This window comes from Streptomyces novaecaesareae (genome assembly GCF_000716875.1).
GTDB lineage: Bacteria > Actinomycetota > Actinomycetes > Streptomycetales > Streptomycetaceae > Kitasatospora > Kitasatospora novaecaesareae.
This window is the reverse complement of sequence record NZ_JNWQ01000047.1, coordinates 40,779-53,938: the sequence shown is the minus strand read 5'-3', so window position 1 is coordinate 53,938 and position 13,160 is coordinate 40,779. Positions and strand designations below refer to the sequence as shown.

Sequence of the window (13,160 nt, the reverse complement as noted above, 5' to 3'; positions counted from 1 at the left end):
AGATCGCTCGTCGGCAGCGTCAGATGTGTATAAGAGACAGCCGCTACACGGGCCGTCCGAGCAGCCCGCTCACGTGCTCCGGCGTGGCCACCGGGCAGACCTTGTGCACGAAGTCCCGCCGCAGCTCGTGGTACGGCTCGCCCGCCCGGTAGAAGTTGGCGTGCATCCGCCGCAGCTCCTCCGCCCGGTACTCGGCCAGCGGCTTCGCCTCCTCGTCGGTGGCCCGGCTCCGCTTCTTGTCCACCAGCCGCCCGGTGAGCTCCGGCGAGGCGGCGATCCGGGCCGCCTCGCGGGCCACCCAGCGGCGGAACTCCGCCGCGTCGCCGCCGGCCGTACGGTCCACCAGGCCGATCCGGCGGGCGTGCTCGGAGCCGACCGGCAGCGCCTCGGTGGTGAGCCGCTCGGCCTGCTCCGCACCGACCCGGCGCGGCAGCGTGTACGTCCAGTACTCGGAGCCGTACAGGCCCATCAGCCGGTAGTGCGGGTTGAGCACCGCCGAGTCGCGGCACCACACCTCGTCGGCGGCGAGCGCCGCCATCAGCCCGCCGGCCGCCGCGTTCCCGGCCAGGGCCGCGACGGTGACCTTGTCCGTGGTGGTCAGGACGGCCTCGACGAAGTCGTCCATCGCGTTGATGTTCTCCCAGGACTCCAGCGCCGGGAAGTCCGCGCCCTCGATGACGTTGAGCTGGATCCCGTTGGAGTAGAAGTCCCGGGGCGCGCCGAGCACCAGCACCGAGGTCGGCCGGTCGGCAGCCTCCTGGTAGGCGGCGAGCAGCCGGCGGCACTGCTCGGTGCTCAGCGCCCCGCCCGGGTGGGCGAATTCGAGGTAGCCGACCTCGCCCTCCTCGCGGTAGCGCAGCTCCGACCAGGTGTCGCGCCGGGCGGCCGCCTCCGGGCTCACCGGCACCTCGCGGACCCGGTACAGCTCGTCGGCGAGCACCGTCGTGGCCGGCAGCTTGAAGGTGACCGGCCCGCCGGGGGTGCGGCGCGGGCGAAGCTGCGGGATCCACACCGCGCCGTCCACGGTGGCCCGGCAGATCGCGCCGTCCCGGGTGGCCAGCACGGCGCCGGGCACCGGGCCGCGCAGCCGGTCCTCGGGGTGGCCGCCGTGCAGGAAGAACTCCCGCCCGTACAGCTCGTCGAGCACGCCGGGCTGGGAGTCGGCGGCGCGCAGCTTGCGCAGCACGGTGGCGGTGTCGTCCTCCTCCCAGTCGATCCGGCGGGCCTCCTGGCGCAGGAGGGGCCGCAGTTCGCCGCGCACGTCGGGCCGGCCGTAGTCCAGCGGCTCAGGGGTGAACAGCCCGCCCTCGTAGCGCTGGACGGCCAGCAGGACGGCCTCCAGGGCGGCGTCGGCGACCTCACCGCGGTACAGCTCGCTCTTGCCGCAGGCGGGCACGGGGAAGTCGACGGACGCCCAGATGTCGCCGGCGTCCATCTCCTCGACGGCCTGCAGCACGGTCACGCCCCACCGCTCCGCCCCCTCGGTGATCGCCCAGTCGAGCGAGGAGGGGCCGCGGTCGCCCTGGGGGCCGGGGTGCACGATCAGGACGGTCCGGGTGGACCAGATGTCCCGCGGCACGGCCTTGGTGAGCATCGGGCAGACGATCAGTTCGGGATCGGTGCGTTCCACCGCCGACCTCATCTGTTCGTCGCCGAGCGCGAGTTGGACGGCGACCTGGTGGCCGCGCTCCCGCAGCTCGGTGTGGACGCGCTGGGTCAGGCTGTTGAACGCACTGGCGATCAGGAGAATGCGCAAGGGGGGCCTCCGGCGGTACAGGGGTCGCGCGGAGGCGATGAAACCAGGGCGTGGACACGTAACGATTACGGTCCGTGCCTCGGCGCTCTACCCTCACGCACCCCGCACACCTGTGGCCATGCCGTGGCCCGTGCTTCGCGGTATCTCCCCAGTCTCTTCCCCGAGTTGGGCTGGCGCCGGGCGGGCCGACGCGCATCGCGCCGGCCCGCACCGCACCACCTCCGGCCGCACCACCCCGACCCGGCCGGCCCGCGCGGGGCTACTTCGGGAACGCCCGGCGGGCCCGCCAGGTGGTGTGCTCGCGGGAGACGGCGTCCTCCGCCTCGGCGGCCAGCCGGGCCCAGCGCGCCTCGGCGTCCGGCGCCTTGACGTCCAGGTCGGAGAGCTGGTTGCCGACGTTCTCCAGCTCGCGCGCGGCCAGCTGATAGGCGGCGGCCAGCGGGCGGAGCTGCTTGAGCTGCGTCCAGGCGATGATCGAGGCGGCCGCGGCGGAGCTGGCACCGAAGAGGTGCACCTGCAGCGCGCCGGTGGCCTGGGCGACGGCCGCCGCCGCACCGGTGATGATCAGCACCGCGACGCCGAGCCCCCAGGAGACCGCCTGCGAGTCGCAGGCCTCGGCCCGGGAGCGGTACCAGGTGCGCTGGCCCTCGACCCGGGTGCGCAGGTAGAGGGTGCGCCGGGCGGTCAGGCCCTCGGCGCGCAGCCGCCGCATCGCCGGGGTGATCTCGGCGACGGTCTCGGGCGGCACGATCTCCGGGTCCTCGAAGGCCCGCAGCACGTCCTCGACCTGGAGCAGGTAGCTGCGGTCCACGTCCGCGGACTCGCCCTCGCCGTCGAACGGCCGGGCCCGGACGGTGTACTTCCAGGCCAGCGTCTTGACCGACTCGGCCGCGGCCCGGGCCTCGTACCAGCGGCCCTGCGGGTTGCTGCGACGCAGCCGGGACCAGAAGTAGCCCGCCACCAGGAACGCGGCCACCGAGAACAGCGGCCAGACGTCGAAGTCGCCCTCGTGCTCCGGGCCGGGGAACGACCCGATCAGTGCGGCGATCACCAGCATCGCGATCAGTCCGCGGTACCAGCGCAGCGTCTCGCGCTGGCCGTCCAGCGAGGCCTTGTCCGCCGTCCGGAACAGCTCCGGCAGCAGCTGTGCCTCGACTCCCCCTGGCGGATCCTGTTGCACCATCGGTCGAGTCCCCTCCCCCTTCTCCGTCCAGCCAGTATTCCCGCCGCCAACTGGCCTACACAGGCGCCTTTTTGACACCTTCCGGCCGAGCTCATTGCTCCGCCGATCCCGTAACCTGTAAAAACGGTTACATGCCGCTGCACTGGAAGCTCGTCATCGACTGCGCCGACCCGCACCGCCAGGCCGCCTTCTGGGCCGCCGCCCTGGAGTACACGCTGGAGGACCACGGTCCGCTGGTCACCCGCCTGCTCGCGGCCGGCGCCGTCGGCCCGGACGCCACCACCGAGGTGGACGGCCACCCCGCCTGGCGCACCCTGGCCGCCGTCCGCCACCCCGAGGACCCGTTCGACCCCGCCTCGGACACCGGCCTGGGCCGCCGCATCCTCTTCCAGGCCGTCCCCGAGCCCAAGCAGGCCAAGAACCGCCTGCACCTCGACGTCCACCCCGGCCCCGGCGAGCGCGCGGCGACCGTCACCCGCCTCGAAGCCCTCGGCGCCGGCGTCCTGCGGCACGTCGAGGAGCCCGGCGGCGCCTGGACCGTCATGCAGGACCCGGAGGGCAACGAGTTCTGCGTCCACTGACCGGCCGAAAACCGACCGGCCGAACCCCGCGCAACCGAAAAGCCCAGCCGAAAAGCCCGCCCGGAAACCCGAAGCGGCCCCGCACCCGAGTGGGTGCGGGGCCGTGTGGGGCCGTGCGGCGTCAGAGCAGGCCGAAGGCCGGCATCAGGTAGTAGAAGGCGAACACCCCTGCCACCACGTACAGCGGGGCCGGCACGGTGCGGCCGGCGGCCAGGCGCAGGATGCAGAAGGCGATGAAGCCGAAGCCGATGCCGTTGGTGATGCTGTAGGTGAACGGCATCATCACGATGGTCAGGAAGGCCGGGATCGCGATCGTGTAGTCGGCCCAGTCGATCTCCTTGATCGAGTTGGCCAGGATCAAGAAGCCGACCGTGACCAGGGCCGGCGTGGCGGCCTGGGCGGGGACCATGGTGGCGAGCGGGGTCAGGAAGAGCGCCACCACGAAGAGCAGTCCGGTGACGATCGAGGCGAAGCCCGTCCGGGCGCCCTCGCCGACGCCGGCGGTCGACTCCACGAAGCAGGTGTTGGCGGAGGAGGAGGTGGCCCCGCCGGCCGCGGTGGCGATGCCGTCGACCATCAGGATCTTGTTGATCCCGGGCAGGTCGCCCTTCTCGTCCAGCAGGTGGGCCTCGTCGGCCACGCCGAGGATGGTGCCCATCGCGTCGAAGAAGCACGACATCAGCACGGTGAAGACGAACAGCACGCCGGTCAGCACGCCGACCTTCTCGAAGCCGCCGAACAGGCTGACCTTGCCGACCAGCCCGAAGTCCGGCGCCGCGACCGGGTTGCCCGGCCACGCCGGGACGGTGAGGCCCCACTTGAGCGCCGGGATGTCGACCAGCTTGTCGATCACCACGGCGAGCGCGGTGGCGACGGCGATGCTGATCAGGATCGCGCCCGGCACCTTGCGGATCACCAGGATCAGGGTGAGCAGCAGGCCGACGACGAAGACCAGCACGGGGAAGCCGAGCAGGTGCCCGTTGCCGCCGAGCTGCAGCGGGACGGTGGTGTGCGCGGCGTCCGGGATGCGGCTGACGAAGCCGGAGTCGACCAGGCCGACCAGGCTGATGAACAGGCCGATGCCGATCGCGATGGCCTTGCGCAGTCCGAGCGGGACGGCGTTCATGACCCGCTCGCGCAGCCCGGTGGCGACCAGCAGCATGATCGCGAAGCCGGCCAGCACGACCATGCCCATGGCGTCCGGCCAGGTCATCTTGGGGGCGAGCTGGAGCGCCACGATGGTGTTGACGCCGAGTCCGGCGGCCAGGCCGATCGGGACGTTGCCGATGACGCCCATCAGCAGGGTGGTGAGCCCGGCGGTGAGGGCGGTGGCGGTGACCAGCTGGGCGCTGTCCAGGTGGGCTCCGGTCATGTCCGTGGCGCTGGCCAGGATGATCGGGTTCAGCACCAGGATGTACGCCATGGTGAAGAAGGTGGCGACGCCGCCGCGGATCTCGCGCGGCAGGGTCGAGCCACGCTCGCTGATCCGGAAGTAGCGGTCGACCGCGCCGGTGGGGGGCTGGGGCGCGGCGTCGGCGGGTTCGGGCGACTCGGTGGTCGGCTGGGCCACAGGCATGCGTGCGTCCTCTGTGGGGGAGCTGAGGAGAGGGGGGTGAGGACCCGGGGCGACGGTGGCCGGGCTCAGACCGTTAAGTATGGTTTCCCGGTCTCACCCACGCTATCTTCGCGCGTAGAGCCCGGGAGAGCCCCCCGGGTCGGCCCGGAAGAGCCCCGGAGGGAGAACCCGGGAGAGCCCAGGACGGCCCCGCACCGGGCCTCCACGACGGCACCCGGCCCCCGCCGCACCGTACGCTAGGCCCCATGCCGAAGACGCCGCTGCACCCCTCGCCCCCTCCGCTGGAGGCCAACGACGTCGCCATCGTCGGCGGCGGCACCGTGGTGTGGTTCGCCGCCTTCCTCGCCCTCCTCCCCTTCCAGGGCACCCTCTCCGAGCACGGCCACGGCACCTGGCCGTGGATCTGCCTCTCCGGCGGCCTGCTCGGCCTGATCGGCCTCTGGTACTGCCGCGCCCGCCGGGACGCGATCGCCCGCAGCCGGGCCGCCGAGGCGGCCGAGCGCGCGGCGGACGGCGACGGTCAGGGCCCGGCCACCCAGTCGGACTGAACAGCCCTTTAGTAGCACGCATCGGACATAAGGCGCCCGTAGAGTCGGTGCCATGACGCAGCCTGCCCAGCCAGCGGAAGAGCGGCCGACGGACGGAGACCGCCCGGAGGGAGCCCACCCCCTCGGGCTGCTGCCCGGCCGTCGCGGCGGCCTGACCGCCGCCGAGGTGGCCGAGCGAGTCGCGAAGGGACAGGTCAACGACGTCCCGGTCCGGTCCAGCCGCTCCACCCGGGAGATCGTCCGGGCCAACGTCTTCACCCGCTTCAACGCGATCATCGGCGTGATGTTCGGGATCATCCTGGTCGTCGGCCCGATCCAGGACGGCCTGTTCGGCCTGGTCATCGTCGCGAACACGGCGATCGGCATCATCCAGGAGCTGCGCGCCAAGAAGACCCTGGACAGCCTGGCCCTGATCGGCGAGGCCCGCCCGCAGGTCCGCCGGGACGGCAGCGTCCAGCAGATCGGCGTCTCCGAGATCGTCCTCGACGACACCGTGCTGCTCGGCATCGGCGACAAGGTGATCGTGGACGGCGAGGTCACCGAGGCGGATGGCCTGGAGATCGACGAGTCGCTGCTCACCGGCGAGCCCGACCCGGTCCTCAAGCAGCCCGGCGACCAGGTGATGTCCGGCAGCTTCGTGGTGGCCGGCGCGGGCGCGTTCACCGCCACCAAGGTCGGCCGCGAGGCCTACGCGGCGCAGCTCGCCGAGGAGGCCAGCAAGTTCACCCTGGTGAAGTCGGAGCTGCGCAGCGGCATCGACAGCATCCTGCGGTTCATCACCTACCTGCTGATCCCCACCGCGATCGGTCTGATCATCAGCCAGCTGGCCGTCGAGGGCCGGGACTGGCGGGAGGCCGTGCGCCGCATGGTGGCCGGCATCGTCCCGATGGTCCCCGAGGGCCTGGTGCTGCTGACCTCGGTGGCCTTCGCGATCGGCGTGATCCGGCTCGGCCGCAAGCAGTGCCTGGTCCAGGAGCTGCCCGCGATCGAGGGCCTGGCCCGGGTGGACACCGTCTGCCTGGACAAGACCGGCACCCTCACCGAGGGCGGCATGGACGTGATCGACCTGCGGGTGCTCTCGAACGGGGAGCCCGCCGTCGTCGACCCGGACACCATCAAGCACGCGCTCGCCGTGATGGCCGGCGCCGACGCCCGCCCCAACCCGTCCATGCAGGCCGTCATCGACGCGTACGGGCGCGGCGACGGCGGGGACGGGCACGGCGACGGCTCCCCCGGCGGCTCCCCCGGCAGCGGCACCGGCGCCACCGGCCGCGACGGCTGGCGGGTGATCGAGGCGATGCCCTTCTCCTCCGCCCGCAAGTGGAGCGGCGTGCAGCTGCTGGAGCCGCAGGGCGGCGAGGCCAGCTGGCTGCTCGGCGCCCCCGACGTGCTGCTGCCCGCCGGGCACCCGGCGCTGGCCGAGGTGGACGAGCTGGGCGCCAAGGGCCTGCGGGTGCTGCTGCTGGGCCGTACGCCCGACCCGCTGGACTCCCCCGACCCGGCGGCGGGCCTCACTCCGCTCGCGCTGGTGGTGCTGCAGCAGCGGCTGCGCGGCGACGCCGCCGACACCCTGCGGTACTTCGAGGGGCAGCAGGTCCGGGCCAAGGTCATCTCCGGCGACGCGGCCGTCTCGGTCGGCGCGGTGGCCTCCCACCTGGGCCTGCCCGGCGCCGACCGGCCGCTGGACGCCCGCACCCTGCCCGCCGACCCCGAGGAGCTCGCCGAGACCGCCGACCGGACCAGCGTCTTCGGCCGGGTCACCCCGCAGCAGAAGCGCCAGCTGGTCGGGGCGCTGCAGTCCCGCGGCCACACCGTGGCGATGACCGGCGACGGCGTCAACGACGTGCTCGCGCTCAAGGACGCCGACATCGGCGTGGCGATGGGCACCGGCTCCGACGCGACCAAGGCCGTCGCCCAGATCGTGCTGCTCAACGACTCCTTCGCGACCCTGCCCTCGGTGGTCGCCGAGGGCCGCCGGGTGATCGGCAACATCGAGCGGGTCGCGTCGCTGTTCCTGGTGAAGACGGTCTACTCGGTGCTCCTGGCGCTGCTGGTGATCTTCACCCACTCCCCGTACCCGTTCCTGCCCCGGCACTCCACCGTGCTGTCCTCGCTCACCATCGGCGTGCCGGCCTTCTTCCTCGCCCTCGCACCCAACAACGAGCGGGCCCGCACCGGCTTCGTGAAGCGCGTGCTGCGGCTGGCGATCCCCGGCGGGGCCATCGCCGGGACGGGCACCTTCGTCGCCTACACGCTCGCCCGCACCGACCACGCGACCGACCTCAAGGCCGACACCAGCGTGGCCACCCTGACGCTCTTCCTGATCGCCATCTGGGTCCTCGCCATCGTCGCCCGCCCGTACAGCTGGTGGCGGCTGCTGCTGATCGGCACCATGGGCGGGGCGTTCTCGCTGGTCCTGATCGTCCCCGCGCTGTCCGACTTCTTCCAGCTCTCCCTGGTCGGCACCCGCGACCCCTGGGTGGGCGTCGGCATCGCGGTGGTCTGCGGCATCGCCCTGGAGCTCACCTGGCTCTTCCTGAAGCGCCGCGGGTACGAGTAGCCGCACTGGCGCGCCCACCGAGGGGTCGTGGCTGCCGACGGCCCTGAAGGCCCTGGTGGTGACCGTCTGGCCGGCCACCACCGTCGGCGTCTACCTGCGGCTCAAGCGCCGTCGACGGGCAGGCTGACCCTCAGCCCTCGAAGTCCCGGGCCGCCGAGAGCTCGTACGCGCGGTCCGGCTCGCTGAGCGCGGCCAGCACCTCGAAGCGCCGGTGCCACTGCCCGACCGACCAGGCGAGCCCGGCCGCGAGGCCCTCCGGGGTGGCCGCGTGCAGCAGGCCGGGCACCGGCGGGACCTCGAACTCGTCGTCCTCGTCCTCGGCCTCGGCCAGCTCCGGGTCGTACGGCGGCTCCGGGGCGTCCGCCCCGGTGTCCCAGCGCCAGTCCACCGCCGCCTCGGCGCCGTCCGGCCCGACGACCAGCAGCTCCTCGTGCTCCTCGTACGCGACCGGGCAGCCGGGCAACAGCTCCCGCACCACGGCCGGGACGCGGTGCAGCACGCCCTCGGAGAGCACCCGGCCGCCGGCCACCTCGCTGGCCAGCGACACGTGCAACCGCTCGGCGAGGTCCGCGGCGAGCGCCGGGGCGACCGGCAACAGCGGGTACGGGTGCAGCAGTTGGACCAGGTCCGGGGCGTCGGCGACGACCGCCTCGGTGGCGTCCACCACCACGGTGTGGGCCGGGCGGCGCCCGGTGGCCGGGTCCAGCGGCGGCAACGCCCGGACCACGTCCAGCGGTTCGATCCGCTCGCGGTCCACCCGGGCCAACGCGCTGTGGATGCCGTGCAGTTGGCGGTGCCCGACCTCGGCGTCCGGGTCGGTGAGCCGGTCCAGCACCTCGTCCGGGCCGTGCGGCTCGGCGAGCAGCGCGGCCAGCGTGGTGCGTACCCCGAGCGCGTGCAGGAACTGCTCGTCCAGGGTGGTGCGCGCCTCGTCGTAGAGGCCGCGCAGCAGCGGGTCGGCGCCGGCGGCCCGCAGCCCGGCGGGCTCGCGGCCGTCCAGCACCGGGTGGTCGCGCAGCCACCAGGCGGTGTACGGCGGCAGATCGGCGTACGTGCCGTCCGGCAGCAGCGTGCGCACCGGGTCGACGACGGCCTCCCGGTACGGCGGGCGGGCCAGCGCGGCCAGCGCCTCGGGCCAGGCGTCGTCGTCCACCAGGTCGAGGTCGCGCACCGCCAGCAGCTCGGCGGCCACCGGCGGGACGCCGATCGCCTCGTCCGCCTGCAGGGCCTCCAGCGCGTCCTCGGCCCAGTCGGCGAGCCCGTCCGGCGCCTCGTCCAGCAGGCCGGTGGGGTGGCCGCCGGCCGCCCGGTCGGCCGGGACGGTGGGGTCGAGCCGCTCCAGGTCGTCCGGGTCGAGCACCACGTCCTCGGCGCGCACCAGCACGAAGTCGGCCAGCACGCCGACGGCCGCGAGCACCTCGGGCCCCCAGCGCTCCAGCAGCTCGTCGTCCACCCAGCCGGCGTCCTCCTCGCGCGCGAGCGCGGCGAACGGGCTGCCGGGCAGCACCAGTTCGCCCGCGCGGGCCGGCTCGCCCTCGTCGTCGAGCAGCGCCAGCCGGGCCAGCCAGGGGTGCTCCCCGGCCCCCGGGGCGGCGGCCTTGACCAGGGCCAGGACGGCGTCGGCGAGTTCGAGCGCGGCGTCCAGGTCGTCCTCGGCCAGCTCGAAGGAGCGGGCGACGGCCGCCCGCACCTCGGGGGTGTCCAGCACCCCGGCCGGGGTGGCGGTGCCGGCGCCGAGCTTGGCCAGCAGCGGGTGGGCGGCCTCGGGGTGGGCCAGCCGCAGGTCGAGCGCGGCGAGCGCGCCGGCCAGCGACTCGGGGTAGCCCGGGAAGGCCGCCCAGTCGGCGTCCTCGGAGGGCAGCAGGACGCGCCGCGGCCCGGTCACCGTCCGGCCGTCGGCGAGCGGTACGGGCAGCGCGCCGAGCGCCTCCGGGTCGGCCCCGCCGAGCGCCGCGTACAGGTTGCGCCACCACGCGGGCTCGCGGTCCAGGCCGCCGAGCTGGTCGACCACCTCGGCCAGCGGCACCCGGCGCACGTTCAGCACCCGCAGCTCGGTGCGGCGCTCCAGGCCGGCCGGCAGCAGCCCGGGGAAGATCGGCGCCAGCGCCTCGACCACCGAGCCGTCCGCGCCCTCCAGCAGCGTGGCGTCCCGCGGCCGCAGCGCGGGCGTGCCCTCCTCGACCGGTGCCGGGTGCGGCAGGAACGGCGTGCCGGGCAGCCGGGACAGCACGGCCGCGCGCAGCGCGTTGTCCAGTGCGCCCTGGCCGAGCGGCCCGGGGACGAGGCCGAGCGAGCCGAGGTCGGCGCCGCGGGCGCGCAGCAGGTCGGCGTAGCTGTCGGCGGCGCGCTCGGTGAGGAAGTCGGCCAGCGGGCCGGGCGCGACGTGCCGGCGGGTGGAGTCCAGCGGGTAGGAGGCGATCAGCAGCGCGGGCAGGCCGATCGGCTCGTCGCTGGGGGTCGGCGCGTGCAGCACGGAGGCGATGCCGGGCTGCTGCGGGGCGCCGTCCGCGGCGACCGGGACGGCCCAGGTCACCGTCCAGTACGGGCGGGCGCGCTCCTCGGTGGGCCGGTCGACGAGCAGCTCGGCGGCCAGGCCGCCGGAGGCGCCGGCGGTCTGCCAGAGCGTCTGCCGCAGCCGCCCGCCCTTGTCGTCGGTGATGGTGACCTCGGTGACGCCGTCCGGGCGGGTCTCGGCGGCGGCCCGGGTGAGCGTCCGGGTGCCCTCCGGGGTCTCCACCACGACCTCGGCGAGGCCGGGCAGGGTGAGCAGCAGCGCGTCGTCGATCCCGGCCAGCAGACGGCGGGTCAGGTCCTCGGCGGCGGCGTCCCGCATCGGCAGCACGACCACCGTGTCGTAGCCCTCGGGGGCCGGGCCCTCGGCGGCGAACGGCAGCCGCAGCAGCGGCACGTGGCCGTCCCGGCGGCGCAGCTCGTCGGCCAGCGCGGGCTGCGCCTCGGCCAGCGACCTGGCCTCGCCCAGCGACCAGCGCACCCCGCCGGCGCTGCTGAGCACGGCCGGCTCGTCGGTGACCGCGAGGACGGCGGCGAACCCGACCCCGAACCGGCCGACGGCGGGCTCCTCGCCGCGCTTGGAGGAGGCGCGCAGGGTGGACAGCGACTCGACCGCGGTCGCGTCCAGTGCGGCGCCGGTGTTGGCGGCGGCGAGCACGCCGTCGGCGAGGGTCAGCCGCAGCCGCCCGGGGCCGTGCCCGGCACGGACCGCCGCGTCGGCCGCGTTCTGGGCCAACTCCACCACCAGGCGGTCCCGGTAGCCGCCGAGCGCGAGCTCCTCCTCGGCGTTGGCGTCCTCCCGGAACCGGGCCGGCGAGGCGGCCCAGGCGTCCAGCACCCGTCGGCGCAGCGCGGCGCTCCCGAAGGGGTCCGCGAGGTGCTCGTCCGTGCTGCTGCCGATGATCCGAGGTTCCACTGGACCTGCCACCTTCCGCCGCCCTGTACGTCGTAGGGCATTCTTCCCTGCCCCACTGACTGCTCCCGACCACGGCCCGGGATCACCGCCGCCCCGCCCGGGAAACGCCGCGGGAAACGCGGGAAACACCGCCGGGAACGCCGACGGCCCGCGCCCGGTTCGTCACCGGGGGCGGGCCGCGGGCCGGGCACGGGTCAGGAGTGGCCGAGCTCCTCGGCCGGGGCGTCGGGCTCGACGGATCCGGAGGCGCGGTCCGGGTGCAGCTGCAGCGGCTCGACCACCAGCTCGTCCAGGATCAGCTCGGACGGTGCCGGCGGAGCCGGGATGACAGCCGCCTCGGAGTGCCCGCCGCAGCCGTACGCGAAGGAGACAATCTGGCCGTCGGCCGGCCCGAACTCGTTGCCGCACACGCCGAAGGCCTGGCCGAGCGAGCCGCCGATCGGGATCAGGAAGCCGCAGCTCCCGCACGAGGCCGGGGCGGCCTGCGCCATCGGGGTCTGCGCGCCGTGCGACTTCTCCCAGCGCTCGGCGGCCAGGTGCAGGCCGAGCCGGGAGAGCACCCGGCTGCGGCCCAGGCCGAGCTCCTCGGCGACGGCGTTGATCCGGGCGCGGGCCGGGGCGGGCTGGACGTGCGGGTCGGTGACGACCAGGTCCTCCTCGTCCGCGAGCGCGACCGCGGAGTTCGGCGCGGGCTCGTCCTCGCCGGTCCAGCCGGGCTCCAGCCGCAGGTCGTCGGCGCCGGTGGGCAGCAGGTCGCCGGGGCCCATGTCGCCGGGGCGCAGCCGCTCGCTCCACGGCACCCACTCGGGGGCGAGGACGGCGTCGGCACCGGGCAGCAGGACGACCTCGTCCAGGGTGACGTTCTTGGCGCGCGGGGCGCGGGCGACGGTGACCGCCCAGTGCCAGCCGCGGTAGGCCGCGTCCAGGCACTCGAAGGTGTGGGTGACGACGCGGTCGGCGTCCGCCTGGACGCCGAGGTGCGGCCCGACGGCCTCCGCTCCGACGGCCTCCTCCGCTGCCTGGCGGGCGAGTTCGACGGCCTCGGCACAGAGCCGGTCGGGGGTACGGCTTCGCATCGCAGCACTCACGGCGTCGATTCTCTCCCAGTTCTTCTGTCGCCCACGGCGTGTTGCCCATTCCGTCGCGGCTCGGTAGTCCCTCATCCATTCTGCGCGACCGGGGGCCGCCTAGGTAACCGACCGCGCCGCTCGATCGGCCTGCCGGCGCCCTGGCGCCCAGCGGGCGGACCTTGGGGCAGGCTACCCGCCGGTCGGCGCCCCGGCACACTCCGGGGCGGACGCGACGGTTCCGGAGGCCGCGCCGAGTGGGGTGCAATCCCGCGTCGGCGCGGCAAATCTGGGGCAGGATGGGCTTGTGGCGGACCACAACCCGTCGCAGCACGCACTGCGCGCCTCGCAGGCCGGCAGCCCCGACCAGGCGGAGCCCGTGCCGCGACTGCAGTCTCCGGTCCCCGGCGCGGGAGAACCGCCGCCGGCGGACCGCCCCGAGCCGCCCACCGCCCCCGTGAG

Annotated in this window: 8 protein-coding genes; 3 read left to right on the top strand and 5 right to left on the bottom strand. The window is 74.6% G+C overall.

Features of this window, described 5'->3' with window-relative positions:
* Positions 1–43 precede the first annotated feature (43 nt).
* A complete protein-coding gene (locus OP86_RS19380; protein ID WP_033332513.1) occupies positions 44–1,756 on the bottom strand; it encodes an enoyl-CoA hydratase-related protein in 1,713 nt (570 codons plus the stop codon).
* A 259-nt stretch (positions 1,757–2,015) separates the two neighbouring features.
* Positions 2,016–2,939, bottom strand: a complete 924-nt coding sequence (locus tag OP86_RS19375) for a DUF4231 domain-containing protein (protein ID WP_030057112.1) — start codon at positions 2,937–2,939, stop codon at positions 2,016–2,018.
* A 131-nt stretch (positions 2,940–3,070) separates the two neighbouring features.
* On the opposite strand from OP86_RS19375, the gene OP86_RS19370 reads away from it, so the two are divergent.
* Complete coding sequence (locus OP86_RS19370) at positions 3,071–3,520, top strand: VOC family protein (protein WP_030057111.1); 450 nt, start codon at positions 3,071–3,073, stop codon at positions 3,518–3,520.
* A gap of 121 nt (positions 3,521–3,641) precedes the next feature.
* Here the strand turns inward: OP86_RS19370 and OP86_RS19365 are convergent, their stop codons facing one another.
* Positions 3,642–5,096 (bottom strand): NCS2 family permease, encoded by a 1,455-nt coding sequence (locus OP86_RS19365; RefSeq protein ID WP_030057110.1) that lies wholly within the window; start codon positions 5,094–5,096, stop codon positions 3,642–3,644.
* 245 nt (positions 5,097–5,341) lie between these two features.
* Between OP86_RS19365 and OP86_RS19360 the strand changes: the two genes are divergently transcribed.
* A complete protein-coding gene (locus tag OP86_RS19360; RefSeq protein ID WP_030057109.1) occupies positions 5,342–5,644 on the top strand; it encodes a DUF2530 domain-containing protein in 303 nt (100 codons plus the stop codon).
* Between the two features lie 52 nt (positions 5,645–5,696).
* Entirely contained in the window at positions 5,697–8,204 is a 2,508-nt protein-coding gene (locus OP86_RS19355; RefSeq protein ID WP_030057108.1) for an HAD-IC family P-type ATPase, read from the top strand.
* Between the two features lie 130 nt (positions 8,205–8,334).
* Here the strand turns inward: OP86_RS19355 and OP86_RS19350 are convergent, their stop codons facing one another.
* Together OP86_RS19350 and OP86_RS19345 are read right to left on the bottom strand one after the other, a co-directional pair.
* Positions 8,335–11,631: a sacsin N-terminal ATP-binding-like domain-containing protein gene (locus OP86_RS19350; protein WP_106973455.1), complete on the bottom strand. Its 3,297-nt coding sequence runs from the start codon at positions 11,629–11,631 to the stop codon at positions 8,335–8,337.
* 194 nt (positions 11,632–11,825) lie between these two features.
* A complete protein-coding gene (locus tag OP86_RS19345) occupies positions 11,826–12,707 on the bottom strand; it encodes a DUF3027 domain-containing protein (RefSeq protein ID WP_030057104.1) in 882 nt (293 codons plus the stop codon).
* Between the last annotated feature and the right edge of the window lie 453 nt (positions 12,708–13,160).

Coding starts and splice junctions, on each gene's coding strand:
- OP86_RS19375 (WP_030057112.1), bottom strand. CDS start 2,939: ATGGTGCAACAGGATCCGCCAGGGGGAGTCGAGGCACAGCTGCTGCCG.
- OP86_RS19370 (WP_030057111.1), top strand. CDS start 3,071: ATGCCGCTGCACTGGAAGCTCGTCATCGACTGCGCCGACCCGCACCGC.
- OP86_RS19365 (WP_030057110.1), bottom strand. CDS start 5,096: ATGCCTGTGGCCCAGCCGACCACCGAGTCGCCCGAACCCGCCGACGCC.
- OP86_RS19360 (WP_030057109.1), top strand. CDS start 5,342: ATGCCGAAGACGCCGCTGCACCCCTCGCCCCCTCCGCTGGAGGCCAAC.
- OP86_RS19355 (WP_030057108.1), top strand. CDS start 5,697: ATGACGCAGCCTGCCCAGCCAGCGGAAGAGCGGCCGACGGACGGAGAC.
- OP86_RS19345 (WP_030057104.1), bottom strand. CDS start 12,707: ATGCGAAGCCGTACCCCCGACCGGCTCTGTGCCGAGGCCGTCGAACTC.